The 25,162-nt window shown below is 60.0% G+C and carries 20 protein-coding genes and 1 pseudogene; 16 read left to right on the plus strand and 5 right to left on the minus strand.

The genetic code is table 11. The features are described 5' to 3' along the window. Nucleotides 1-17: 17 nt before the first annotated feature. The 4 genes and pseudogenes from ACVWZM_RS27675 to ACVWZM_RS27690 all read left to right on the plus strand — a co-directional run bounded on the left by ACVWZM_RS27675 (nt 18) and on the right by ACVWZM_RS27690 (nt 3,226). Nucleotides 18-1,062 (plus strand): annotated as a pseudogene (locus tag ACVWZM_RS27675) (LacI family DNA-binding transcriptional regulator). A 55-nt stretch (nt 1,063-1,117) separates the two neighbouring features. Next, nucleotides 1,118-2,314 carry an NADH:flavin oxidoreductase/NADH oxidase gene (locus ACVWZM_RS27680; RefSeq protein ID WP_229160849.1) on the plus strand — a complete coding sequence of 399 codons (1,197 nt, stop codon included), beginning with the start codon at nt 1,118-1,120 and terminating at the stop codon, nt 2,312-2,314. 418 nt (nt 2,315-2,732) lie between these two features. Continuing rightward, complete coding sequence (locus ACVWZM_RS27685) at nt 2,733-2,945, plus strand: hypothetical protein (protein WP_028333410.1); 213 nt, start codon at nt 2,733-2,735, stop codon at nt 2,943-2,945. Between the two features lie 2 nt (nt 2,946-2,947). Further along, entirely contained in the window at nt 2,948-3,226 is a 279-nt protein-coding gene (locus ACVWZM_RS27690; RefSeq protein WP_057017387.1) for a hypothetical protein, read from the plus strand. A gap of 13 nt (nt 3,227-3,239) precedes the next feature. Here the strand turns inward: ACVWZM_RS27690 and asnB are convergent, their stop codons facing one another. Further along, nucleotides 3,240-5,180, minus strand: a complete 1,941-nt coding sequence (gene asnB, locus ACVWZM_RS27695) for an asparagine synthase (glutamine-hydrolyzing) (protein WP_057017388.1) — start codon at nt 5,178-5,180, stop codon at nt 3,240-3,242. Nucleotides 5,181-5,450: 270 nt separating this feature from the next. Between asnB and ACVWZM_RS27700 the strand changes: the two genes are divergently transcribed. Next, nucleotides 5,451-6,746: a glycosyltransferase family 4 protein gene (locus ACVWZM_RS27700; RefSeq protein WP_057017389.1), complete on the plus strand. Its 1,296-nt coding sequence runs from the start codon at nt 5,451-5,453 to the stop codon at nt 6,744-6,746. Here ACVWZM_RS27700 and ACVWZM_RS27705 read toward each other — a convergent pair. Further along, nucleotides 6,682-7,959: an acyltransferase family protein gene (locus ACVWZM_RS27705; RefSeq protein ID WP_456855351.1), complete on the minus strand. Its 1,278-nt coding sequence runs from the start codon at nt 7,957-7,959 to the stop codon at nt 6,682-6,684. The genes ACVWZM_RS27700 and ACVWZM_RS27705 overlap by 65 nt on opposite strands. After that, nucleotides 7,956-9,155: a polysaccharide biosynthesis/export family protein gene (locus tag ACVWZM_RS27710; RefSeq protein WP_057017391.1), complete on the minus strand. Its 1,200-nt coding sequence runs from the start codon at nt 9,153-9,155 to the stop codon at nt 7,956-7,958. Before ACVWZM_RS27710 ends, ACVWZM_RS27705 begins: the two co-directional genes overlap by 4 nt. A 549-nt stretch (nt 9,156-9,704) precedes the next feature. Here ACVWZM_RS27710 and ACVWZM_RS27715 point away from each other — a divergent pair. From ACVWZM_RS27715 to ACVWZM_RS27735, 5 genes are all read left to right on the plus strand, one after another. Continuing rightward, on the plus strand, nt 9,705-11,081 hold the full coding sequence (locus ACVWZM_RS27715) for an O-antigen ligase family protein (RefSeq protein ID WP_456855352.1): 1,377 nt from the start codon (nt 9,705-9,707) through the stop codon (nt 11,079-11,081). Nucleotides 11,082-11,125: 44 nt separating this feature from the next. Beyond that, complete coding sequence (locus ACVWZM_RS27720; protein ID WP_245311476.1) at nt 11,126-13,090, plus strand: hypothetical protein; 1,965 nt, start codon at nt 11,126-11,128, stop codon at nt 13,088-13,090. Between the two features lie 250 nt (nt 13,091-13,340). Further along, a complete protein-coding gene (locus ACVWZM_RS27725) occupies nt 13,341-14,324 on the plus strand; it encodes a GNAT family N-acetyltransferase (RefSeq protein ID WP_245311477.1) in 984 nt (327 codons plus the stop codon). 120 nt (nt 14,325-14,444) lie between these two features. Then, nucleotides 14,445-15,515, plus strand: coding sequence for an NAD-dependent epimerase/dehydratase family protein (locus ACVWZM_RS27730; RefSeq protein WP_057017394.1), 1,071 nt, complete (start codon nt 14,445-14,447; stop codon nt 15,513-15,515). Between the two features lie 17 nt (nt 15,516-15,532). Continuing rightward, nucleotides 15,533-16,852, plus strand: a complete 1,320-nt coding sequence (locus tag ACVWZM_RS27735) for a DUF4910 domain-containing protein (protein WP_057017395.1) — start codon at nt 15,533-15,535, stop codon at nt 16,850-16,852. A 4-nt stretch (nt 16,853-16,856) separates the two neighbouring features. On the opposite strand, the gene rfbC is transcribed toward ACVWZM_RS27735, so the two are convergent. Continuing rightward, nucleotides 16,857-17,387, minus strand: coding sequence for a dTDP-4-dehydrorhamnose 3,5-epimerase (gene rfbC / locus ACVWZM_RS27740; RefSeq protein WP_057017396.1), 531 nt, complete (start codon nt 17,385-17,387; stop codon nt 16,857-16,859). A 208-nt stretch (nt 17,388-17,595) separates the two neighbouring features. Between rfbC and ACVWZM_RS27745 the strand changes: the two genes are divergently transcribed. From ACVWZM_RS27745 to ACVWZM_RS27770, 6 genes are all read left to right on the plus strand, one after another. After that, nucleotides 17,596-18,885 (plus strand): class I SAM-dependent methyltransferase, encoded by a 1,290-nt coding sequence (locus ACVWZM_RS27745; RefSeq protein WP_057017397.1) that lies wholly within the window; start codon nt 17,596-17,598, stop codon nt 18,883-18,885. Beyond that, nucleotides 18,882-19,676 carry a glucose-1-phosphate cytidylyltransferase gene (locus ACVWZM_RS27750; protein ID WP_057017398.1) on the plus strand — a complete coding sequence of 265 codons (795 nt, stop codon included), beginning with the start codon at nt 18,882-18,884 and terminating at the stop codon, nt 19,674-19,676. Before ACVWZM_RS27745 ends, ACVWZM_RS27750 begins: the two co-directional genes overlap by 4 nt. Nucleotides 19,677-19,681: 5 nt before the next feature. Further along, entirely contained in the window at nt 19,682-20,335 is a 654-nt protein-coding gene (locus tag ACVWZM_RS27755) for a PIG-L deacetylase family protein (RefSeq protein WP_057017399.1), read from the plus strand. 68 nt (nt 20,336-20,403) lie between these two features. Further along, a complete protein-coding gene (locus tag ACVWZM_RS27760) occupies nt 20,404-21,459 on the plus strand; it encodes a hypothetical protein (protein WP_063790096.1) in 1,056 nt (351 codons plus the stop codon). Next, nucleotides 21,422-22,993 (plus strand): lipopolysaccharide biosynthesis protein, encoded by a 1,572-nt coding sequence (locus ACVWZM_RS27765; RefSeq protein ID WP_244558775.1) that lies wholly within the window; start codon nt 21,422-21,424, stop codon nt 22,991-22,993. Before ACVWZM_RS27760 ends, ACVWZM_RS27765 begins: the two co-directional genes overlap by 38 nt. A gap of 15 nt (nt 22,994-23,008) precedes the next feature. After that, the gene (locus ACVWZM_RS27770) at nt 23,009-23,497 is read left to right on the plus strand and encodes a hypothetical protein (protein ID WP_057017402.1); all 489 of its coding nucleotides are present in this window, start codon (nt 23,009-23,011) and stop codon (nt 23,495-23,497) included. A 17-nt stretch (nt 23,498-23,514) separates the two neighbouring features. Here the strand turns inward: ACVWZM_RS27770 and ACVWZM_RS27775 are convergent, their stop codons facing one another. Next, nucleotides 23,515-25,029, minus strand: coding sequence for a hypothetical protein (locus ACVWZM_RS27775; protein WP_156436225.1), 1,515 nt, complete (start codon nt 25,027-25,029; stop codon nt 23,515-23,517). Between the last annotated feature and the right edge of the window lie 133 nt (nt 25,030-25,162).

The raw sequence follows: 25,162 nt of genomic DNA on the forward strand, positions 1-25,162 counted from the left end.
CAGCCCCGGTGATGGTGATGGCAGAACAGCAAACGGCAGGTCGCGGAAGCAAATTGACAATCCGCGACGTGGCGACCGCAGCGGGCGTATCGACCGGCACGGTGTCGCGGGTGCTCAATGCCAATGCCACCGTCCATCCCGACATCCGCCGGAAGGTCCAGCGCGCAATCGATGATCTGGGCTATACGCCGAACGCGGTGGCGCAGAGCATGCGCATCCGGTCGACCCACACGATCGGCTGCATCTTGCGTGAGATCAACATTCCGCAACTCGCCGGCTTCGTCAAAGCCGCGCACGACGTGCTGGACGAGGTCGGCTTCTCGCTGCTCATCTCCAACTCGGAAGGCCGCAAGGAGCGTGAGCGGGAGCTGCTCAGCCGGCTGTCGCGGCGGCAGGCCGACGGCGTGATGATGGGGCCGTACACGCCGGTCGCCGGTGAGTTCGAGGCCTTCCTGCGCGATCTCGATATTCCGATCGTGCTGATCGATCGTGATCAGCCGGATTGGACTGATGCCGTTATGGCCGATCACGCCGAAGGGATGCGTGTCGCGGTCAGTCATTTGCTCGATCTTGGTCATCGGCGGGTGGCGCTGATCACCGGCGACGCCGGGCTCTATCCGGCGCGCGAACGCGTTCGCGGCTATCAGGAGGCTTTTGCCGCGCGAAATCTCGAGCCCGATCCCTCGCTCGTTCACGCCGGGAGCTTCCTGCCCGGCGCTGGATTTCGTATCACCTCGGCATTGCTCGGGCCAGCGCAACCCACCGACCGCGATCATTTCCGGCGGCATCGACATGCTGTCTGGCGTGCTGCGCGCGGTGCGCGGGCGAGGCCTGCGGATACCGGAGGACGTGTCGCTGATCGCGTCAGGCCATTCCGAGCTCGCCGAGCTCGTCTCGCCGGCCGTCGCCATCATCGGCTGGGATCAGGCGGAGGTCGGCCGGATTGCGGCTGGCATGCTGCTCGATCGCATCCGAAACGACGGTCCGCACGAGCCGCGGCGCGTGCTCGTGCCCAACGAGTTCATCCCGCGCGCGTCGCTGGGGCCCCCAAGAAGTACCTGAAGACTTGCCGTCCATGGCACGAACGGACGGCCATAGCATGCAAGGAGACAGTTCCATGAGTGGTGAAATGATCAACGGCAAAGAAGACGAGCGGCCGATGCTGTTCAAGCCACTCACGATTCGAGGCCTTACGCTGAAGAACCGCCTCGTCGTGCCGCCGATGGTCCATTACAGCTGCGAACCGGGAAATACCTGCGGAGCGTTTCATCTCGTACACCTTGGTCGCTATGCGCTCGGTGGATTTGGGCTCGTCTTCGTCGAAGTGACGGCGGTGGAGGAAGTCGGACTCACCAACGAAAACGATCTCGGCATCTGGAATGACGAGCAGGCCGAGAGCTTCAAGCCGCTGGTCGCCTTCATGAAGCGTCAGGGGACGGCGATCGGCATTCAGATCGGCCATGGCGGCCGCAAGTCGTCGGCACAGTCCGCCATGCAAGGCATGGGGCCGCTGACCGAAGAGAATCTGAAAGCCGGCGCCAGGATCTGGCAACCGGTAGGCCCGACCGCCGAACCGGTCGCCAAGGGCTGGCTGACGCCACGGCAATTGACCACCGCCGAGTGCAAGGCCATGGTCGGCACCTGGGCAGCCGCTGCAAGGCGGGCGGTTGCCGCCGGGTTCGACACCATCGAGATCCACACCGCGCACGGCTATCTGCTGGCCTCGTTCCTGTCGCCGGTCTCCAACACACGTAATGACGAGTATGGCGGCGACCGCGCCGGGCGCATGCGTCTGCCGCTCGAGATCGTCGAGGCGGTGCGCCGCGAAATGCCGGCGGACATGCCGCTGTTCGTGCGCGTCTCGTCCGTCGACGGCACTGTCGAGGGCTGGAACATGGATGATACGGTCGCCTTCGCGCGCGAGCTGAAGGCGCGCGGCGTCGACGTCGTCGACTGTTCCTCCGGCGGAATCTCCGGCGCGGCTACGGCAGCGCAAGTGCCGCGCAGCCTCGGCTTCCAGGTTCCTTTCGCCGAGCGCGTGCGCAAGGAGGCGGATGTCACCACCATGGCCGTCGGCATCATTCTCGAGGCGCAGCAGGCCGAGGCCATCCTTCAGAAAGGCCAAGCCGACCTCATTGCCGTCGGGCGGCAATCGCAGTTCAATCCCAACATCGCACACCACTGGGCGCACGATCTCGGCATCAACAGCCGTTTCGAAGATTGGTCGCCCGAGTTCGGCTGGTGGCTCGAGAAGCGGATCAAGACTCTCCAGGGCTTTGCCACGCCGACGGGCGTCGTTACGCGTCACTCCTGACCGGCGTCACACATCGCTCGCAGCCGGTGAACGGAACGCCGTCCACGGCATCGCTGCTATCTTTGAGGATCCGCGGTGCCGCGCGACGGGTATCGCAGCGCGGGTCCAGCAGCGCGTTTCAGGTTCGCTGCTGAACCTGCGCCGAGTAGATATCGGCGAAGCGGTCGCACGACAGGTTCTTCTGCATCCTCCCCATCGTGTTGCGTGGAAGTAACTCGACAAAGACGATCGAACCGACTTCTCGTTTTCAGCCGGATCCCGACAAGCGGCGGAATCATGTCGTGGAGGTCCGGATTTTTACGGACTGAGCGTTAACGCTATCGCACGAGCACTAAGGCGGGGGTCTTGTCAGGACGCGATTTGGCCAATTTAATCGAGAGATTGCAGTACGTTATTCTTATTGTAGAGCGCATTTCCGATGAAAGCCATCGAGCAGATTGTTGCCGGCTACGTTTCGTTGAAAGATCGCCAAGCCCTGGAAAAGCTGAGGCACCATCGTCAGCAACTGCTGGATGATGTTCAGATGCACACCATTCCAGGGTTCAAGCCGTCGATCGTGAGCGATATCCTCCGCGAGGAGATCGAGGTCATCGAAGGCGCGCTAGCGCGCGTAGATGAGGATCGACCATAGTCATGAGCAAAAACTTCGACGAGATCGAGACACTGAAACCAATGGCCTGCAGTGCCATCACCGATCCCAGTCTGAGGATGATATACGAAGCTATCCGCGGCGCGCTCGAGGCCGACGATGAATTCGAGGCAAGCGGCAAAGATCCCAAATTCCGAGTCCGGTCGACGGCCGAATGGAAGCGGCATGCCCGCGATCTTGAGGCGGAGATGTTGAAGCGAGGGCTCGAGTTCGACGTTATCGATTGGACGAATGGTCAGAGTGAGCGGCGATACAGCCGGTGAAGGCACTCGCTGTTCATGCGTAAACGCCGTTGCGATGGCACCAACGGACAAACGTGTAGATGGACCAAACCCGCGACCAGTACATGCCGGGCGCTCCGTCGAGAAAGGCTCGCCAAAGTCGCTCAACCGCGTCGGGATTCAGGCCGGTAGGCGCGATCGCCTGCGGATCGCGCATGGTTCGATCCATGGCGTCCTTCAATCCGCGGCGAATCCACCGGTCAAAGGGCATGACGAAGCCAGTCTTTGGGCGCTCGAAGAGCGCAGGATCGAGACCGCGCAATCCGATCCGCCGAAGCATATCTTTGCGCCCCAAGGGCTGATATCGCGCTTGGTCCGACAGGGCGTCGACGCTTTCAAACAATACGTGGTCGACCAGCGGAACGCGCTGCTCGAGCGAGCTGGCCATGCTTGCTGCATCATTGTCGCGCAGGAGGCGTTCACCCAAAAAGAGACGTTGTTCCATCACGCTAATAGCGGAAACAGGGGTGCGGCCGGCCGTTTCGGCCGTCAGCCGCCGGCGCATCGCGTCGGGAAGGCCTTCCATGAGCGAGCCCGCGAAATCCGGTGCAAGCAATTCACCCTGAAATCCAGGCAGGAAGAGCGCGTAGGCCATCTGGTATAACGCCAAAAGATCCTCGCTACGATCGACCATATCCGGAAGCTTCGCCCAGCGCGTTTGAGGCGGCACGGGATGCGAGGATCGTCGCAGGGGCCAAGTCAACAAAGCTGCAGCCTTGGCTTGCCATTTTCTGGGAAATGCGCGGCCCCGATGACACCACTGCTGCAAGATCGGAAGATCGCGGTACGTCGGATACCCGCCGAACAGCTCGTCACCCCCGGTTCCTGACAGCGCGACGGTAAAGCCTGCTTCGCGAATGGCCCGGGAGATGAAATAGGCGTTCAGTCCATCGAAGGTTGGCTGGTCGAGACTATCGAGGGCGTCGTCCAGACTGTCGACGAACCGCTGCTCGGACAACACTACTTCATGATGCTGAGTGCCGATTGCCGCAGCGGTCTGCCTTGCGAACGGCGCTTCGTTGAACTGCTGGTCCTCGAACGCGAGCGTGAAAGTATGAACCGGGGCGTCAGCGGTCAGTTGCGCAAGATTTGCCATCGCGGAGGAATCGATGCCGCCCGACAGGAAAACCGCGAGCGGCACATCACTGGCGAGGTGAAGCTTCATCCCTTCGTCGAGGATCGAGGCAAGCGCCGCTTCGTCCATTGTCGGTTTTGGCGCCTCTCCGGGAATGCGCCAGAAATCGTGCTCGCTTATTTTGCGGCCTGTCCCGTCAAACTCGGCGTAGTGACCCGGCGCAAGAAGTTCAACACCCTGAACGGCGGTGCAGGGGCCTACAACAAACCCGTTCCATACGTTGCTCGCAACCGCCTGCGGATCAAGACGCGGCGTTCCGAGCAAGCCTGAGGCCAGCAATGCACGCAATTCGGATGCAAATATCAGCGACCACGTCGTGTTCGGATTGCTGGACTGCGCGATATAGAGCGGCTTGATGCCGAGCTGGTCGCGCGCAAGCAGAAGTCGTCGCTGTTGCGGATCCCAGCTTGCGAATGCGAACATGCCGCGCAGCCATCCGACTGCCTCCAGGCCATGCAGCCCGAGTGCCCGCAGCATGACGGCGGTGTCGCCGCTGGACCGAAAAGACTGCCCTTCGCTCTCGAGGCGTTTGCGCAGGGCGACATAGTTGTAGATTTCGCCGTTGAACGAAATCACGTGCCCGGTTGTATCGTCCACCATCGGTTGGGCGCCGGCGGATGACAGATCGAGGATCGAGAGGCGGCGGTGATCGAGCATGACACCCCAGCCGCGGGCATCCGGCGTCGAAGCCCACGAGCCATGGCCGTCCGGCCCGCGATGGATCATGGCCTTGCTCATCCGAGCGAGCGCGGCCCGGTTGTTTTCGTCAAGCCGGCCGATGATACCCGAGATACCGCACATTCAATCGTCGCCTTCGCGGCTTGAGCTTGAGCTGGCCCGCACGAGGTAACGTTGCGGAGAACCTACCAAGACTGCTTCGGCAATGCTTTTACGTCGAAAATCCAAGCGGATAAATGGACACGCCGCCTTTCTATCATTGTTTCGTTAAGAGGAACGAGGCAACTATTAACGCAAGGCTTCGGCTTAAGCATTGAGTAAGCCGAGCTATGTGAATGTGGGCCTCAGCGAGCATCTCAGTACCTGTCGACGTCGGCAGGCAGGTTTGGATCGATGCACTCAGACCGCCTAAATATTCTCTTCGTGTCACAAATGCCTGCGAGCCCGCCGCGGATCGGCGCGCAGGCACGTATGCACGGTTTGATGACGGAATTGGCTCAGCGCCATGACCTGACGGCAGTCATGCTCGTGGATGACGAGCACGACATCGAGGAATGCCGAACTGCCATGCAGGCCTACTGCCGCAAGGTGGTACTCGTGCGTAACCCGTTCGGTCGCGATGGGATGCCGAAGCGCCTGCTTCAACTCCGCTCCCTGGTATCGCCCCTCAGCTTCGAGCGTTTGCGAATCACGGCAGACGTCGTGCGTCAGACGCTGGATGACTTGCTTGGGTCGACGCGCTTCGACGTGGTTAATCTCGAGTTCACGTTCCTTGGTCACTACGAACTGCGCAAGGCGCCGGCAGGAGAGAAGCTTCCGGTATTGGTCGTGGATTCTCACAATATCGACTACGACCTTGCCCGACAGTACGCCCAAAGCGGCGACAGCTTGTTTCGTCGCCTTTATTCCGAAGTCAATTGGCGCAAGCTTCGGAAGGAGGAGCTCGGGACCTATCGTGACGCGGATGGCGTCTATCTGTGCAGCGCTGCTGACGAACGACGGCTGCTTGAAGAAGTGCCGGAAGCCAGGACTACTGTCATTCCCAATGCCGCGGATATCGAGTTCTATCGCCCGCGTGCCGACGATCCGAAGCCCGACGGGCGCACTGTCGTGTTCTTTGGCCTTTTGTCATATGCACCGAATGTCGACGGTGTCATCCACTTCATCAATGATATATGGCCGCGCATCGCGGCCAGCCATCCGGATGCGCGTTGCAAGATCATTGGCGGGTCGCCGCCCTCCGCCTTGTTGGCGCTGGCGGGTCCGCGAATCGAGTTCACCGGCTTCGTGCCGGATCTGAGGCCGCATCTTGCCGAGGCGGCGGTCGTCGTCGTCCCTCTGCGATTGGGAGGCGGGACACGGCTCAAGATTGTCGAGGCTATGGCGATGGGCAAGGCAATCGTCTCGACAACCCTGGGCGCCGAGGGGATCGAGGCCATGCCGGATCGTGACATCATGATCGCGGACGATGTCGAGAGCTTTGCCGCCCGTGTCAGCGGCTTACTGGGCTATGCCGATCGCGCTGCGGATCTCGGACGTTCCGCGAGGCATTTGGCCGAAAGCAAGTATGCCTGGAGTTCAGCAGCTCGCGCTCTCGAGGGCTTTTACCGTACGAGGCTCGCCATCAGTTGCGGTACGGATGGGAAGGCGCCAACGTTTCGCCAGCAGCAACGGCGCGCCGAGCGTTGAAGAACCGCTTCAGGTCCAGGAAACGCTTTTCGACGAATTCATAGCTCAGATAAGCGATCAGCAGCGAGACGAGTGCTCCCGCTGTCGCCTGTATTGCCACGGCTGCGCTGTGAGAGCCGAGCCATTCGCCGAGTGCCAGTTCGGTTCGGTGAGTCACGAGATAGTACGATATAAAGTGATGGTAGACGTACAGGCCGTAGCTATAGGTCCCGAGAAACATCAGCGGTCGGCTGCAGAAAAGGCGCGATACCAAGGAACGCTTTGGCGCAACAAGCACCCAGATGAGGAGACAAGCCAACAGCACGGTGATGATGGAAGACCGAACCGGAAGTACGAAAGCGTTACCTTGGTCGGTCACCAGGCGCGTCCAGATGAAAGTCAGGGACAGCAAGCCAAATGCAGTGGACGCAACGTATGGAAGGACGCCTACAAGTCGCTGAAGTCCGCCCGGTTGTCGGACCACCACGGCGAGGAAGGCGCCAAGGGCCAGACCGTCCAGGCGAAACGGTGTCAACACGTAGGTTGTCCACCAGCTAAGTCCGGCCAAGGAGCCGCCCAGGCGAGCGAGCATCGCAGCGACCGATAGGCCGAGGCTGACCGCAATCAACTTTCTCGGTTGCTTCGCGACCAGATATACGACGAGCGGCCAGAAGAAATAGAAATGTTCTTCGATGCAAAGCGACCAGAGATGCTCCAGATATGAGAATGACCAGTCACCGTTCCATGCGATGTAGACGTTGACTCCGTACAGCCAGGCCCAAGCCTGACGGTCTATCAGATAGTCGAGGGTCGGACCACGCAGCGGGCTCAAAAGCGGAGCGACGAAGAAGACAAGCGCAAGCACGCCATAATAGAGCGGAAAAATGCGCAGCGCGCGCCGTATATAGAAATTGCGAAAGAAGTTCGGCTCCTCCCTTGAATCATAGAGGATGCCGGTGATGAGAAAGCCGGACAGGACGAAGAACAACTCGACGCCATAGGAGCCGTAGTTGGTGATTCCGACGACGATTTTCTCGACAGCGTTGGTCGGCAACGTATTGCCGCCGAAGTGCAGTAGCATCACCATTGCGATGGCAAGTCCCCGCACGCCGTCGAGCGCAGGAATGTGTCCGTGAAGGCGGGGCCACCAGTCGCGGACTGTTGCCTCGGCGGATTCGGTTGCCGGCAGCATACCTGCCGCGCGAGCCGATTCCGCCAGGCCAATTGTCGTCATCGGGACGACGTAACGATGGTTGTCGCGCCAGAGATGCTGCCGTTGGCGAGTCCCTTCAGCGTGTAGGCATCGATCCCGGCGACGATTGGATCGCTCACTGTGCCGATGATCATCCGCAGGTAAGTCATGAACTTTGTCGCTTCGACAGAATTTGCGTTGGACGCGAAGATGACATCTTTATTCCGCATCTCGAATTCTGTCGCGATGAAGTAGCCGCCGGGATCTCTCAAATCGAGAATATAGATAACGGGGACAAGGGGTCCGCTATAGCGAGTGCAGTCGACGCCGAGCTGCTTGGCAACTTCGCGTGGCTCTCCTCGGTAGATAAACACGGATCCAGGGTCGGCGTGATCATCCTTGAGGCCGCCTGCCTTCGCCATGGCCTCGGCCAGTGTCAGGCGCCAGGCTCCAAACGAGAACTGCCCCTGTTGCCCGGAGGCGCCCATCGCGAGGAAGGTTTGCGGCTGCGTGAATACGTAGACCGTATCTTGGGGGCGAACGAAGATGTTGTTTGCCGGTTGGCTGAGCAGCGATCCGAACGGTGCGGTACCCTGCCGGCCGTCGCGTTCGAGGGTCACCCAGGTATCGAAGCCGGGATTCTTGGGGCCGCCCGCACGCGTGATGATGTCGAGCAGCCGCTCGCCGCTGGCGCTTGCGGGCAAGCGTGCAGGCGTTCCGACCTCGCCCAATACGCTGATGGACGTTGCCTTCTGATCCACCAGCGCAACCACTGCCTGTGGTTCGATCGCACGGTCCTGCAGGGACTTCACGATCGCATTCTGGACTTCCTCCGGCGTCCGGCCCGCAGCGCGGATCGAGCCACCATACGGAACCGTGATGTTGCCTTTGTAGTTCACGGCCTGATTGGGCAACGTGACGTAATTTCCCTGACGTGTGCCGGCTTCGGTTGGAGTAAACAGGCCACCGGCCATCGATTCGAACAGCGTCACGCTGACCGTGTCGCCGATGCCAAAACGAATCTCGGGCGGACCGCGGCGATCCGTGAAAACGCGGTCGATCCGCCTGGAGTTGCGCACGAGGACCCTCTCGGTGTCAGCCGTGAGGCGCACCAGAGCATAGTGCACGCTTTCAGGGTCGGTCTGCCCCGCGCGGACATACGAGCTTGCCGGTCCCGAGGTCGGCATGGTCGAGCAGCCAGCGAGCGCGATTGTCGCTGTGATGGCCAGGGCGCCCAATAGGCGGCCACCACCGAGACGCGAGGAATTGCCAGCCGAATGCGCCGGCGTCACTTCGCGAGTGGTCAGGCGCAGCGTTCGTTGACTACTCTTGCCTGCACTTCTCGGCACGACATTGGACCCTGGTTAACGAAGATTAACGAACGGAGTCTTGGTAAACGCCGGTCTCTTCTTCGCGATTGCTTGCGCGCCGCTTGCGGTCGTCGCCGTCCGGCATCGACCGCCGCACCGCCGGACACAGGCTCGGAAGAAATTTGCGCGAGTAAACATGTGCTTACGCGGCATCCACAATTTCCCGGAATATCAATCGACCAGGCGAAACAGCCCGCCCTGTGCGCCACGCTAGGGGACAAGCGTTAACGAAGCGTTCACTATAAAAATTCAGGAAAGATTGACTTATCGTTGGTGTTCGGAGCCGGGTCTGAGTACGTGTTGGCGCCAGCGCCATTGAGAGGCTGATCGTATCGCTGCGTGGCCCCACGATCGGGCAAGGCGGGCGAGTAACGATCAGCGTGCTGCCTTGGCGACTGGAGTTGACGGGCACCGAGCATGCACGAAGCCGTATTGCGTTCTCAGCGACCAGGCTTGGCGGCCCCGTCCGATCGGGTAATCGATAGATACGCAATCATCCCGCTGCTGGCTTGTGTCTACGCCACGATTGCTTTTCCCCTGATCCTCGTGACCTGTAGTCCGACGGACTCGGCTTGTCTTTTGGAAGCTCGACCAGAGAGCAAAATCTTTTGGCCGATCCTGTCCGCAGTCGCGCTCGTCGTTGCGCTGCGCAATCGGTCGCGACTCCGCTTTCCGCCGATCTTGATCATACTGTTTGCCTATCTTGCGCTGGCGGGGGCGAGCGTTGCCTGGGCATTCAAGCCGGAGGCTTCGGGGATCAGGTTTGCGCAGCAGGCCATGATCATTGCCTCGATCGCGCTCCCGGCGATCGTTGCAACTCGATCGACCGACCTGCTGCGCGGCTTGTTCTGGTGCTTCTTTATCGCTGCCGTGCTGAATCTGCTGTTCGTCATGGGCCGGCCGCCGATCGATGTGAAATTCGCCACATGGGGCTATCCGGGCTATTTCTCGGGCAAGAACTATCTAGGCGAATGCGCTGCCGTTGCAATCCTGCTTGCGCTACATGAACTGCTTCATCCCGGACGGCGACGGATTCTCGGCATCGTTACCGCGCTGATGTCTGTTGCGCTGCTGCTGCTGAGCAATTCAAAGACGGCACTTGCACTTGCGGTGCTTGTCCCGGCGTTCGCCTGGACCTTGCTCAAGCTTTCCAGGGCTACCCGCGTTCCGGTGTGGGTGATTGTCGTATCGATACCGATTTGCTGGATGGTCTTTTCGTTCGTCACCGGCTTCAGCATGAATCGCGTGTCGTACATGCTGTATGGCGATTCGACTTTCACAGGCCGTACCATCATTTGGGATTTTGCAAATATGCAAATCGCAAAGAAGCCGCTGCTGGGCTGGGGTTATCAGTCGTTCTGGCTGGTTGGACCCGACGCGCCGAGCATCGTGGAAGCGCCGGGCTGGGTCAAGGAGATGCCCAACGCCCACAATGGGTATGAAGACACGTTGCTCGAACTTGGCTATGCGGGATTTTTCCTGCTTGTCGCGTTCATCCTTGCGACGATACACGGCATTGGTCGCCTGGCGCGTTTTGATCTTTCGCGGGCATGGATCCTGCTGTCGATCGTTCTCTACGTTGCCATTACCAACGGTCTCGAGAGCACATGGATGCGCGGCTTCGAAATGCTGTGGGTCGTGTTCGTTATAGCCGCGGTTGAAGCTGCCAGATATTGGGGACAGGCGCGTCCCGCGGCCAGCTTGCGGATAGCCAGGCGTCCAGCAATGCGGCGCACCCACGGATCGCGGTTCAGGCCGCCGTCCACTCCCGTCAACGTCGTGAGGTCACGCTAGCAGGCGCGAAGCCGGTCGGTTCGGCGCTGCAAGTCAGAGGATGCATGTTCAACCGGAAGGTCATCGCGACGCGGCGCAACCCTGATCACGAGACGCTGCGAGCCGCCCCGCGGCGGCGACCTTGGCGATGTTTGGCTGCAACGATGATCTTCGTTGCATGCTCAAGCCATTCGTCCGCATTTGCTCTCGACTCGATGGAGATACTGCCCTCAGATCGCGCGACCACCTGGCAACCCGGCCTGATGGCCGAGGGTAGTATACCCTCTCGAAAAACCATCTGCGCGACGCTGTCGCCTCGTGGCGGCACACTCGATGACGCTGCGGTAATCCAGGGCGCAATCAACGCATGTCCGGTAGGGCAGGTCGTGCAACTGTCCGCGGGACGGTTTCTGATCAATGGCGGCAATTTCCTGCTGCTCAACAAGGCAATCACGCTGCGCGGCTCCGGTCCGGGCCGGACGACGCTCGAAAAGCAAGATGGCGCGAAACCTTTTAATGACGCAGTCGGTGCCAAGCCGTCTCCGCTGGTCGTGGTGGGACCGTCGCTTTTCTCCAGCACGAGCGATACGGTCAATGCCGTGCGATCGGCGAACCTTCGGAATGATGCAATAAAGGGCGAAAAAACCGTCGAGGTCGACGATGCTGCAGGCTTCGTGCCTGGACAGATCGTGCTGCTCGACGAGGCGTCGGCCGCTGATTGGCGTGTCGACCCGCAGGGGCGAGGGGAGATCTGGGCGTCGGAAGATTTCAGGGTTGTCTGGCAAAAGCACAAACCTGCAATTCAGTTTGTCGACGACTTTGCACCCGATGCGTTTCCGTCGACGTCACAGAGCGCTGGATCGTGGTTCGGGAGACCTGATCGGCCTGTTGCCGAGATCAAGGAGATCAGCGCCGTCTCCCGTTCCAGGATCACCTTCACGACCCCAATTCACATCAGCTATCGGAAGGCAAACGCAGCTCAACTGTCACGGTTCGCGCAGCCGCATGTGAAGCACGCGGGCGTCGAAGATCTGGCGCTCAAGGGGGGCGACGCGGGCAATCTTCGCTTCAATTGGGCTGCTTCTTCGTGGGCGAAGAATGTCGACAATTCGGTCTGGCACGGCGAAGGCTTTGCAATTCACAGCTCCTTCCGGGTCGAACTGCGCGAGTTCTACGTGCACGACGCGGCCTGGGCTCAACCCGGCGGAGGCGGATATGCCATTAGTCTTTCCGCCGGATCGTCGGAAGTTCTGATCGAGAATGGAATTGCCGTGAGGGCCAACAAGCTGGTGGTGGCGCGTTCCGCCGGGGCGGGCTCCGTGGTCGGCTATAACTACATGGACATGGGCTACATCAATACGAATGGAGCCTGGATCGAGACCGGGCTCAACGCCAGCCACATGGTGGGCGCCCATCACGTCTTGTTCGAGGGCAACTACGCTCAGAACGCCGACAGCGACGACACTCACGGCAACAGCATCTATCACACGTTTTTCCGCAACTATCTGCGCGGCGTCCGGGCAGCGTTCGACAATCAGGCTGGCGGGACGATCGATGATGTGTCGCAGCTCCGCAATGGGCCGCGTCGCGCCGCCGGTCTGATGGCGTATTCCTACTGGATGTCTTTCATAGGAAACGTGCTCGGGGTTCCCGGTCAGATGGACGGCTGGTCGTATGAAACTTGTTTTACCGACGCAAAGCCCGGCGTCTGGATGCTCGGCTGGGACGCCGTGAAGCCATATCCGACGGACGCAAAGGTTGCGACGTCCACGATTCGATATGGCAATTTTGATTACCTCACCAACAAAACGCACTGGGATTCCGGAAGCGAGGATCAGGCCTTGCCTGCTTCCATGTACCTCACAAGCCGCCCCCCGTTCTTCGATGCCGGGCGCGGATACGAGTGGCCTTGGGTGGACCCGGTCGGGATAACGAAGCTTCATGTGCTTCCGGCCAAAGCGCGCTATGACGCCGGCACGCCGTTCGTGCAACCGAATTTGGATGGATCGGCACGCAAAAGTTCGCAGTGAGCATACGCCTCGCGGGCAATGATTAAATATGTTTTGAACAGGTGCGGTATTGCGTCAATGCGTCACCTGACCGACGCCGAGCTCGGAGGCTAACTAGGCGAGCGCCCGATTTAAATGCTGCAGACGTCGTTAATTAACTACAATAGAAGCTAAGGCCTTCTGATCCGCGCGGACCTTGGGCATTTCTGCACGTTTTGGTTTAATCAGATTGCCGATTCGCTATCCGGTTAGTCTCCGGAAGAGGAATTTGATGCGCAAATCGGTCTTTCACGAGGATTGGTGGCTGGATGCGCTGGCTCCCGGTGGCTGGCGCGAAGTCACTTGTTCGCGTGGCGGGCGCGTCGTGGGTTCTCTGCGGTTCGTCACGCGTACTGAAAGCGGGATGAACATATGTGAGATGCCTCAGATCACGCGTTTTCTCGGGCCGACGGTCACGCTGCAGTCCGGCAAGACGGAAGCGCGCATGCGGTTGGCGCATGCGGTCATCACTGACCTGCTCAAGCAGGTCGCGGATTTCGATCACGTCGAGATGACGCTCGATACCGGGTTCAGCGATGTGGCCGCGTTCCTCGCGTGCGGCTACGAGGTGCGCGCGCATCCGACTTTCATGCTGAAATGCACGATCCCCCGAGACGAGCTCTGGTCGGGATTGCGCGACAAGACGAAGAACGTGATACGACGCGCGCGGGAACGGCTCGCCATTCGCGAAGTCACGTCCCCAAAATACTTCGTGAAGTATTACCAGGCCAACCTGGAGGGCGCGAAGTCGTATTTCGACCTCTCGCGATTGGAAGCTGTCTATGCCGCCGCGAACGAGCGACAGCAATGCAAGATCCTCGCGGCGGTGGACTCGAACAACAACGTCCACGCCCAGGTCTTCTTCGTCTGGGACCACAAGTTCGTGCACTATTTCCTGTCATCGCGGGACAGGAGCATTGCGCATCCAGGCGCAGTAAGTCTGCTCCTCTGGAGTGGCATCGAGCTGGCGCACGAGCGGGGCCTTCATTTCGATTTCGATGGCGGAATCGAAAACGAGGCGCGATACAAATTCGTTGTGGCGTTCGGCGGAGAACTGGCCAATCGCTTCGACGTCAGCCGCTCCACCACACGTTACCGGCTTCACCGGCAACTACGCAGAGTTCCCCAAGCGCTGCTGCGGCGTCTCTCGCCTGGCGCCGCTACCGGCGACGTCAACGATCATGGGGTACGGCTCAACCATTTTTCGTCGTCCTGAGCGGATCGTTCCCGCAATTTCAGGCGCGCCATTAACTAAGGTTTTACAAACACGTGCATCAGCGGGCGATTTTGAAATAAGTAGGCGAGATAGAAACAGAATAAATTTGGAGGCGTTTAGATGCGCGTTCTCGTGAGCGGACATCTCGGCTACATCGGAACAGTGCTCACCCCGATGCTACGGCGTGCCGGGCACGAAGTCGTGGGCCTCGACAGCGATCTGTACTCTCGCTGCACATTTGCAGAGGGCGGATCGATCGTGGATGTGCCGGCCCTTTGCAAGGACACGCGAGACATCGAACTTGCGGACCTGAAGGCTTTTGATGCGGTCCTGCATCTTGCCGCGCTGTCTAACGATCCGCTCGGCAATCTGAGACCTGGCCTTACCGACCAGATCAATCATGTAGCCAGCGTGCGCCTCGCGCAGCTGGCCAAGCAAGCCGGTGTGCGACGGTTCGTGTTTGCGTCCTCCTGCAGCAACTACGGCAAGGCGGGCGACGGGATGATCGACGAAACCGGAGCCCTCAACCCGGTGACTGCTTATGGCGAATCCAAGGTGCAGTCGGAGCGCGATATTGCCAGCCTCGCCGGTGACGGATTTTGCCCGGTCTACCTGCGACCCGCAACGGCTTACGGCGTATCTCCCCGGCTCCGATTCGATGTCGTGCTGAACAATCTCGTTGCCTGGGCGGTGACAACGCGGAAGATCCTCTTGAAGTCGGACGGCACGCCCTGGCGGCCCATCGTTCACATCGAGGACATCTCCCGCGCCTTTATCGCGGCGATGGAGGCTCCCGAGGCGGCGGTGTTCAATGAAGCTTTCAACGTCGGCCAGACGGCGCACAACTACCAGATCCGCGATCTCGCGAAGATCGTCGCCGATGTTGTCCCCGGTTGTCAGATCGAATTTGCCGATGGCGCCGGTCCCGACACGCGGTCCTATCGCGTGAGCTTCGAAAAGATTCGAACCAGGCTGCCGGAGTTCAAGCCGCAATGGGATGCGAAGATGGGCGCGGAGCAGCTCTATAAGGCCTACCGGGTCTCGGGCATCACGCTCGAAGAGTTCGAAGGTCCCCGGTATCAGCGCATCAGCCACGTCAACAAGTTGCTGGCGGACGCCGTGCTCGATGCGGATCTCCGCCATGTAAAGTCGAGGCGGAGCGTCGGGCAATCGGCTCTCGCCGCGAACTAATACACGCGCCGATCGATTTGACACACCAGGAGGACGGCGTGTCGGCGGCAGACGATGGCACGAGTTCAGGCGCAAAGATCTTTGCGCTTGCCCAAAAGATCTACCCGATCTGCCGCAGCATTACCGGTAACGGTGTGCGGCAGACCCTTCGAGAGATCGGTGCGTACATCTCCCTTGATGTCCACGAGGTACCGACCGGTACACCCGTTCTCGACTGGGTCGTGCCACGTGAGTGGAACATCCGGGACGCGTACATCAAGGACCCGCGGGGCCGGAAGGTCGTAGATTTCAACGAATCGAACCTGCACGTCATGAGCTACAGCGTGCCGGTGCGCCGCACCATGTTGTTGGACGAGCTTAAGTCCCACATCTTCACATTGCCCGATCAGCCGGACCTGGTCCCCTACCGAACGTCTTACTACCAGGAAAACTGGGCTTTCTGCATGGCCCACCGACAGCTGGAGCAACTGCGGGACGATAGCTACGAGGTCGTGATCGACTCGACCCTCGCCGACGGGCATTTGACCTATGGTGAGTATTTTCACCGGGGAGAGTCAGACGACGAGGTGCTTCTGTCGGCGCATGTTTGCCATCCCTCGCTTGCCAATGACAATTGTTCCGGTCTGGCCCTGCTTGCGGAACTCGCAAGCCGCATCTCCCAGATGCGAACGCGATACAGCTATCGGTTTCTCTTTGCGCCGGGAACGATTGGCGCGATCACCTGGCTCGCCCGCAATGAGCATCGTGTGTCTCATATCAAGCACGGCCTCGTGGTATCAATGGTCGGAGACGGCGCCGGTCCGACATACAAGAAGAGCAGGCAGGGCGATGCCGAAATCGACCGTGCAATGTTACACACGCTGCAGCATTCCAAACTGACGCCGACGATTTTGGCGTTTTCGCCCTACGGCTATGATGAGCGGCAATACTGCTCGCCCGGGTTCAACCTGCCAGTGGGATTGTTTCAGCGCAGCCATTTCGGTGCCATCCCTCAGTATCATACCTCGGCCGACGACCTGAGCTTCATTCGGCCGGAGCACCTCGGGGAATCCTTCCGCATCATTTCTGAAGTCATCGACCTGCTCGAAGGCAACCGTAGCTACTACAACACGTCGCCGAAAGGCGAACCGCAGCTGGGTAGACGCGGACTCTATGGTGCGATCGGCGGCGACAAGGACGCTGCTGCAGCCAACATGGCGATGCTGTGGATTCTAAATCTGTCCGACGGACATCATTCTCTGCTTGATATCGCCAGGCGTGCCGACCTGCCGTTCCCGGTCATTCTGACGACAGCAAAAGTGCTCGAGCGCCACGGGCTCCTCGCGCCTGTGCGGTAAGCGTTCACGCACCCCGAAGCGGCCAGTTCAGGTCCTTATCGGAGATCGTGCTGACGGCCAGAGGCCAGCTGATGCCGAACATCGGGTCGTCGTATCGGACGCCGCTAGCAGCCGAAGGCTCGTAGAACTCCGAAATCAGGTAATTGACCTGAACGTTGTCGCTCAAGGTTTGAAAGCCGTGTGCGAACCCCTCGGGGACGTAGAGCTGCGAACCGTTCTCCGCTGAAAGCTCGAAGCCGCGCCATTGACGAAAGGTCGGCGAGTTCGCACGCAGATCGATGATGACGTCCCAAATCGATCCGTTCAAGCAGCGCACGAGCTTAACTTCGCCGTGCGGCTCATTCTGAAAGTGCATTCCGCGCAATGTTGCCTTGCGCGAGGAGCTCGAGACGCTGTGCTGGGGAAATCTGGTCACGAGCCCATGTGCACGAAACTCGTCTTCGCAAAACGTGCGCGCGAAAAAGCCGCGCTCATCGTGTGCAGGCTCGACTTTGACGAGCCACGCTCCGTCAAGTCCTGTTGCTTCAAAGCGCATGGGACGTATCCACTCCCGACCGAGAGGCCAATTGTCGACGACCAGTTCTATACAATTTTACTAAAATTTTCAGCAACTGCGTGGTTTACCTTGTTGTTCGATATCGCTTCATATTGTTCGCTTTCATACGATAAAATTCAATCTAACGAGCCCGATTTAAGCGCCGGCAATCTCATATTCGGCAATCCTATATTCATGGTACGGCCCAATGAACGCTCACTCGAGATTCGAATCGATTCGGTCGAAATCCTCTCACGGTAACTGCCGTCTGTGCGGCGCGACGTTGAAATCGACGTTTGTCGACCTGGGGATGTCGCCTCTCTGCGAAAGTTTTCTCACAGCCGACCAGACCGACGCCATGGAGCCGTACTACCCGCTGCACACCGTGGTTTGCGGGTCCTGCTTCCTGGTGCAACTCCAGGAATACGTTAAACCGGAGCATATCTTCACCGAGTATGCCTACTTCTCGTCTTACTCGACGTCGTGGGTGGAACATGCGCGGCGCTACTGTGAGACGATCAAGGCCAGGCTGAGCCTTGGTGCCGAGAGCCGCGTCTACGAGATCGCGAGCAACGACGGCTACCTGTTGCAGCACTTCCTGCCGCTCGGGGTGCCGGTCACGGGAATCGAGCCGGCGGCCAACGTGGCCGAAGTTGCTAGGCAGAAGAACGTCCCGACAATGGTCGAGTTCTTCGGCCTGGAGCTGGCGCGGAAGCTGGTGTCAGATGGCAAGCGCGCCGATCTGATTATCGGTAACAACGTGCTGGCACAGGTTCCGGATCTAAACGATTTCACCGCCGGAATGGCGTGCCTGCTCACGCCGAAAGGCGTGATTACGCTCGAATTCCCGCATCTTGAGCGGCTCATCGACGAAAATCAGTTCGATACCATTTATCACGAGCATTTCTCCTATTTCTCGCTGGTCACGATCGATCGTCTGGCGCGGCGGCATGATCTGAAGGTTTTCGACGTCGAGCAGATCTCAACGCATGGCGGCTCGCTTCGCGTCTATCTCTGCCGCGCCGATGCGACTCACGCCGTCTCCGCCGCGGTGACCGCACTGCTGGCCCATGAGCGTCGGATCGGCCTGGAAGACATAGGTCAGTACGAGCAGTTTACATCGCGGGTTCATCGCACCAAGCGCGAACTGCTGTCGTTCTTGATCGCGAGCAAGAACAAGGGCGCGCGGATCTGCGGCTATGGCGCTCCCGGCAAGGGCAACACGCTGCTGAACTACTGCGGCATCGGTACGGACTTCCTCGACTTCACCGTGGACCGCAACCCCTACAAGCACGGCCGCTATACACCGGGAATGCACATTCCGATCCTCCCAGTCGAAGCCATCGACGAGGCTCGTCCCGACTACCTGTTCATCCTGCCCTGGAATTTGAAGAGGGAAATCGTCGCGCAAATGCGGCATGTCGCGGACTGGGGCTGCAAGTTCATCGTTCCGATTCCTAACGTCGAAATCATTGATCCGCGTGAGGTTGCGCCATGAAGGTTGTCCTTTTTTGCGGCGGTCTCGGTACGCGGATCCGCGAGTATTCGGAGAGTATACCAAAGCCGATGGTCCCGATCGGCCATCAGCCGATCCTCTGGCATGTGATGCAGTACTACAGCCAGTACAATCACAATGATTTCATCTTGTGCCTTGGCTACAAGGCGAACGTGATCAAGGATTACTTCCTGAATTATCGCGCGACTGCGAACAGCGACTGCGTGATTTCAGAGTACGGCAAAAAGGTCGAGTTGATCGGCGAACATCAGCCGGACTGGCGGGTTTCGCTGGTGGATACGGGGACATGGCGCAACATCGGGCAGCGCTTGCTGGCCGTCCGCCATCTCGTCCAGGACGAGGAGATTTTCCTTGCGAACTACAGCGACGGGCTGACCGATGCGCCGCTGCCGGACATGATCCAGAAGTTCAAGGAAAGCGGAAAGATCGGCTGCTTCGTGGCGATCCATCCACCGATCAGCTTCCACCTTGCCGAGTTTGACGCCGAGGGGTCGGTGCAGCGGATTCGCTCCAGCCAGGAGTCCGAGATCTGGATCAACGGCGGCTACTTCATCTTCCGCAACGAAATCTTCGACTACATCAAGGAGGGAGAAGAACTCGTCCAGGAACCGTTCAACCGTTTGATCGAGGGCGGTCATCTCATGGCCTATCGCTATGAGGGTTTTTGGCGCGCCATGGATACCCTGCGCGATAGACAAGTGTTGGAGGACATGGTGGAGCGCGGCGACACGCCGTGGCGGCTGAATCACTCGTCGGTCGCCAGCGCGGCATAACCGGAATGAGAGCATTGCAGCTTGCCAAGCCCGGAGACCGTCTGTCGATCCTGTGCCTTGGCGCCCATTCGGATGATATCGAAATCGGCGCGGGAGCGACGCTGCTGGATCTGATCGAGCGGGGTATCAAGCTGGACGTGCATTGGTGCGTTCTAAGCGGTGGCGCCATACGGGAGGCTGAGGCGAGAGCGTCGGCGGCTGACTTCTTGTGCGAGGCGGCATCCGCGAATGTCGAGGTGCTGTCATTTCCCGACGGATTTTTCCCGGAAAGGGGAGAAGCCATCAAGGAATGGTTTGAATCGCTGAGGCGGCGGGTCGAGCCCGACGTCATTCTGACGCATCGCAGGGATGATGCTCATCAGGACCATCGTCAGGTCTGTCGCCTGACCTGGAACACGTTTCGTGATCATCAGATTCTGGAATATGAGATCCCGAAGTGGGATGGCGACTTCGGTCAACCCAACGTTTACATGCCGGTGTCGGCGGCGGCGCTCGATCGTAAGATTGAACTCCTGCTCAAGCATTTCGGGACGCAGCGATCCAAGCAGTGGTTCGATGCGGACACCTTTCGCGGCCTCGCACGGATTCGGGGCATGGAGTGCAGGGCTACGGAACGCTTCGCCGAGGCATTTTTTGGGCGAAAGTTGACACTGATCTGACGATGGTTGCGCGGATGTCACGCAGCCGGTGAATTTCTGATTGCAGGGTGTATCTCAAGGCGCACGATATGAGCACGCTATTTTCAAGCATCTTTCGCGCTGGTGACCTGGTGGAGGTCAGAAGCAAGGAGGAGATCCTCGCGACGCTGGATGCCAACGGTCGCCTGGAGGAAATGCCCTTCATGCCCGAGATGCTGAAGTATTGCGGCAAGAGGCTTCGCGTCGGCAAGCGAGCTCACAAGACCTGCGATCCCGCGCTCGGTATCGGCGGGCGCAAGATGCTGAACACGGTCCATCTCGAGAACATTCGCTGCAACGGCGCGGCTCATGACGGCTGTGAGGCGGCCTGTCTGATATTCTGGAAGGACGCCTGGTTGAAGCCGGCGGGCGAGAAAACGCCGTCGCCAGATGGCGCTGACAAGCCGTTCAGGTCAGGCGGCTGCAGCGAGGATACGCTGTGGAGCACGATCAAGCATCCGCCGAAGGTCGGCGAAACCGAGCCGACCTACGTTTGCCAGAACACACAGGTCAAATTCGCCACGCAACCCCTGAAGTGGTGGGATCCGCGTCAGTATCTCGAGGACTACACTTCGGGTAACGTTCGGTTGCAGGACCTCGTCGCCGGATTGACGTTCTCGGTCTGGCGCACGGTCACTGAAGCAGGGCTCGGCATTGGCACCGCGATGCGCTGGATCTACGACACATTCCAGCGCATGAGAGGTGGCGGCGTGCCTTATCCGATCAGGCCCTTCGGTGTGCCGGAGGGTAGCAAGGTCCCGCAGTCCCGGCTTGATCTGCAGGTGGGCGACGTCGTGCGCGTCAAGCCGTACAAGGACATCCTCGAGACACTGGACTGCAATTACCGCAATCGCGGCCTGTATTTCGATCCGGAGATGGTACCGTTCACGGAACGCGAGTACGAGGTCGAGAGGCGTCAAAAGCAAATCATCGACGAAGGCTCATGCAAGATGGTCCGTTTCAAGACGGACGCGATCATCCTGAAGGATGTCGTGTGTGAGGCGCGCTATGCGATCTGCCGCCGCTTCTGCCCGCGCGCCATCTATCCCTATTGGCGAGAAATCTGGCTTGAGCGGGTACCTCAAGGCCAGAATCCAGCGAATTGAACGGGAACGGCGCGTGCATCGGAACGAACGTACCGATCAGTATTTTGCGGACAACAAGCCATATTCTGGCCTTGGCCGCAGGTCGCTGCACAGCGGCGTAGCGTTCATTGCTGCGCGTGGACTGAATATCTTCGTTCAATTGGCCTCGACGATCGTGCTGGCGCGACTGCTCGGACCGCACGATTTCGGGTTGGTGGCCATGATGCTGGCCCTGATCGGCTTCGCGCCCCTTTTCGTCGATCTCGGGATGAGCGAGGCCTCCGCCCAGCGGCGCAGCATCTCACGAGCCGAGGTCAGCACGTTGTTCTGGCTGAACGTTCTGATCGGCGTCGTGCTGGCTGTCGTGCTGGCTGCGTCCGGTCGGTGGATAGCGCGTGCCTTCGGCGAGCCATCGCTCGCGGGCATGGCATTGGCATTGTCGGTGACCTTCCTGATGATGGCCTTGTCGACGCAACACTATGCGCTGATGCGTCGGGCAATGCAGTTTCGCCGCATCGCGATGATCGACATATCGGCGAACATCATCGGAAGCGCTGCAAGCGTTGGATTGGCGCTTTCGGGCTGGAGCTACTGGGCGCTGATCGCCAAGCCGATCATAACATCGGCCTTGACCGTCGTGGGAGCCTGGACCGCCTGTCGATGGATCCCAGGCAGGCCCAGGCTCACGCCAATGGTCAAGGAACTGCTGCGCTTCGGGCTGGGAGTCACCGGCTTCACCATGACGGATTACTTCGCTCGTTCGGCGGACAGAATCGCGATGGGGTATTTCCTCGGGGCGGGGCCGCTTGGCTATTTTCAGAACGCCTTCACGATCTACAACAACCTGCTGTCGATTCTCAGTGAGCCGCTGCATAACATCGCGGTTTCGGGACTGAGCAAGCTCCAGCACAGTGCGGCCGAATTGAAACGCTCCTGGGAAGGCGCGCTTTCATTGCTTTGCTACTTTTCGGGGCCTGCCTTCGCGGCCCTGGCCGTGAGCGCTCATGACATCGTGATCGTGCTTCTCGGAGAAAAATGGTCTCCCGCGGGCTCCTTGCTCTGCATCCTGGCCATTCGCGGCATTGCAGACTGCATCGAGCGAACTCTCGGTTGGGTGCATGTCGCGGTCGGGCGTCCCGATCGGTGGATGCGATGGGGCATCTTCAGTGCAATCTGCCAATTGGTTGCGCTTGCAGCCGGACTGCCGTTCGGCGTGGTCGGAGTGACGATCGCCTACACGGTCACCATGTTTGTGCTGTTCGTTCCTGCGCTCGTCTATGCCGGCAGGCCTGTCGGGATCACAATCGGGGACGTCCTGCGCGCGACAGCGCCGCAGACCATTGCTGCGCTGGTCGCGGTAGCGATCGCTTTCTCGATACAGGGCGCATTCCTGCAGGAATTGCCGCGGTTGCTGCGAATTCCCGTCGCGAGCGTGATCTGTGTGACGGCCTACCTGGCCGTCGTGGTCGGGGTCTTCAGGATCACGCGGCCACTGCAACTCGCGTGGTCCTTGCTACGCGACTTCGGCATTGTACGACTGCAAGTCAACTCCTGATCCTGGATCACGCCCATGACCTCCGTTGAGCGCTTCCTGATTAACTTGGACACGTGGCCCGCCGGGGCATTCCTGAGGATCGGCCTCGGCCTTTGCATTCTGCCGGTGTTCCGACTGCTGTCTGGCGGCGACGATCGTATCGTGGTCGCGTTGACGATGTTTCTTGCCTTGCTGCTCGCGCTTCGCCTTGTGCCGGCCGTGTGCCGACGTGTCCTTCCGTTTTCGCGCGAAGCGAAAGATCTGTGGTTCAAGCGTCGCAATCTTGGCAAGAGGTACGACTCCTACCAGTGGCAAAAGCTCTTCTGGATGGGTCTGGGCATGCTGCCCTACGCACTGATCTCTGGTGGATTGGGGCGCGGTGAAATCGTGCTGCTTGCGATCTGTACGATCGGCGGCGGAGCGGGGTTGCTGCTTTGGCGCAAGACCGGCCAGCTCAGCATCGGTGCCGCCACTGCGAAAGCGACAAAGTTGCCGCCGGCCGCGGTCGCGTCGACGCCGCCCTAGGACCGGGCCGCCCTACATTACGGGAGCCTGCGGCACTCGGTGAACCTGTCGCCGTCCGGCGTTTCCGCCCTCTCGAGGCAATGAGCCTTATCGGTAACCTTGCCGGCTACGACAAAGTCGTAGGCCTGGTTTTTGAAGACCAGCACGTAACGGCCGGGTGAGAGGACGAGATCTGGGTTCACTGGCTGCAGCTCGACCATCTCGCGGCTTTCAGGGACCGGCGCTACGGTCAGGTCGATGGAAACGGACCGGATAGCCCAGGCATCGTTGGCCATAGCGACTGCCGGTGACGACGGTGTTCGTGCCACCTGGGCGAGAATGCGCAATTGTGCGTTGTCGGGCGCGCTTGTCATAAGCTCGCGCTGATACGCGACAAACGAAAGCGGGCCGTGCGGCACCACAACCGTGCCCGGCTTCGTGGTCAATACCGACACGGCGATCCGGCTGTCGGGAAGGCGGATGTTCATCGGCTCGAGCCGGATCATCCGCCCGATGCTTGACGCAAAAATCCCATATGTCGTCGGCAGTGAACGTGCGGTTGGTGCGGGCGCGGCTGCTTCGATCGGAGCACGATGTACGAACGTGGCAATTGCCGGTTTCAGCTTGCGTCTGCTTTGCGGTGGCGACTGAACGGGCGTCGCGTTCGAATGGCTGACAACCTGGGGTGTTGTATTGAACACGGATGCAACATTGCCTCGCATGAGCATTCCGGTGCCAATCGCCAGCAGAGCCGCTGTCGGAGCAAGGAACCACACAAAGTTGCGCACTTTCCATTCGCTGGTGATGGAACGTCGGTCTCGCGGCGAGCTCTGAAGTTCTTCCGCGATCAGCTTGTCGATCAGTATGATCTGCGGTTCCTGCACCGCGACGCTCGCCTCGGCAATGCTGGTGTGCACGGGCGGTTGCACTGCTAGACGGATTGACGCCGGCGGCACCGAGTTCGGACCTGGGTCCGCGGCCGGACTGAATCCCTCTCCTTCATCTGCTTCAGGCGTGTACGAGGCAACGGCTGAGCCGGCATGCGAGTCCGGTGGCGCTGGCTGCGTGTCGTTGTCGGATTCCTCCGCTGAAGCATCGTTTGGATCGGCCGCAGAGGAGACGGACCCGTCGTCTGGTCCGGCATCAGGCGGAGCCACATTTGTCCAGCGGCCGATGTTCTCCGCGGCCTCATTCAGGCGCAGACTGACCTCATCCTGCGGGAGCACGATCGGCTGCAGGTGTTCCAAGTCGGGGACCGGGTGGGCTTCATTCGTCGGCCCACCGCCTGGCAAGCTCGGATTGTCGCCGAGGATCGTCGGTTGCTTGTCGGTCGGACTGTCTGGCGGCGGCTCGGCGGGATTTCGTTCCGGATTTACGGGCTCGCGCAGGCGGGCTTCGACGAATTGCGTCCAGGCGCCACGCCGTCGCAGAGGTGCAGCAAGCCTGTCTGCCTGACGTGGCAAGGGCGGCGCATTGAGGATGGCCGCCTGAGCCGAGGGGAGCTGACTGGAGCGTTTCATGCCTGGATACGCAGCTTGACGTTTGTCCGCCATTGCGGACGTTCGCGACACCCTGGCGATCATATGAAAAGGATCGCCTACCTGCCGGGATGTAGCAGCCGCCGCTTAACAGGCCGTTAACCATAAACCGGCGGAAACGCCGCATTGCTCCGCACTGCGCGAGGGC

The organism is Bradyrhizobium sp. USDA 4501 (assembly GCF_054062115.1).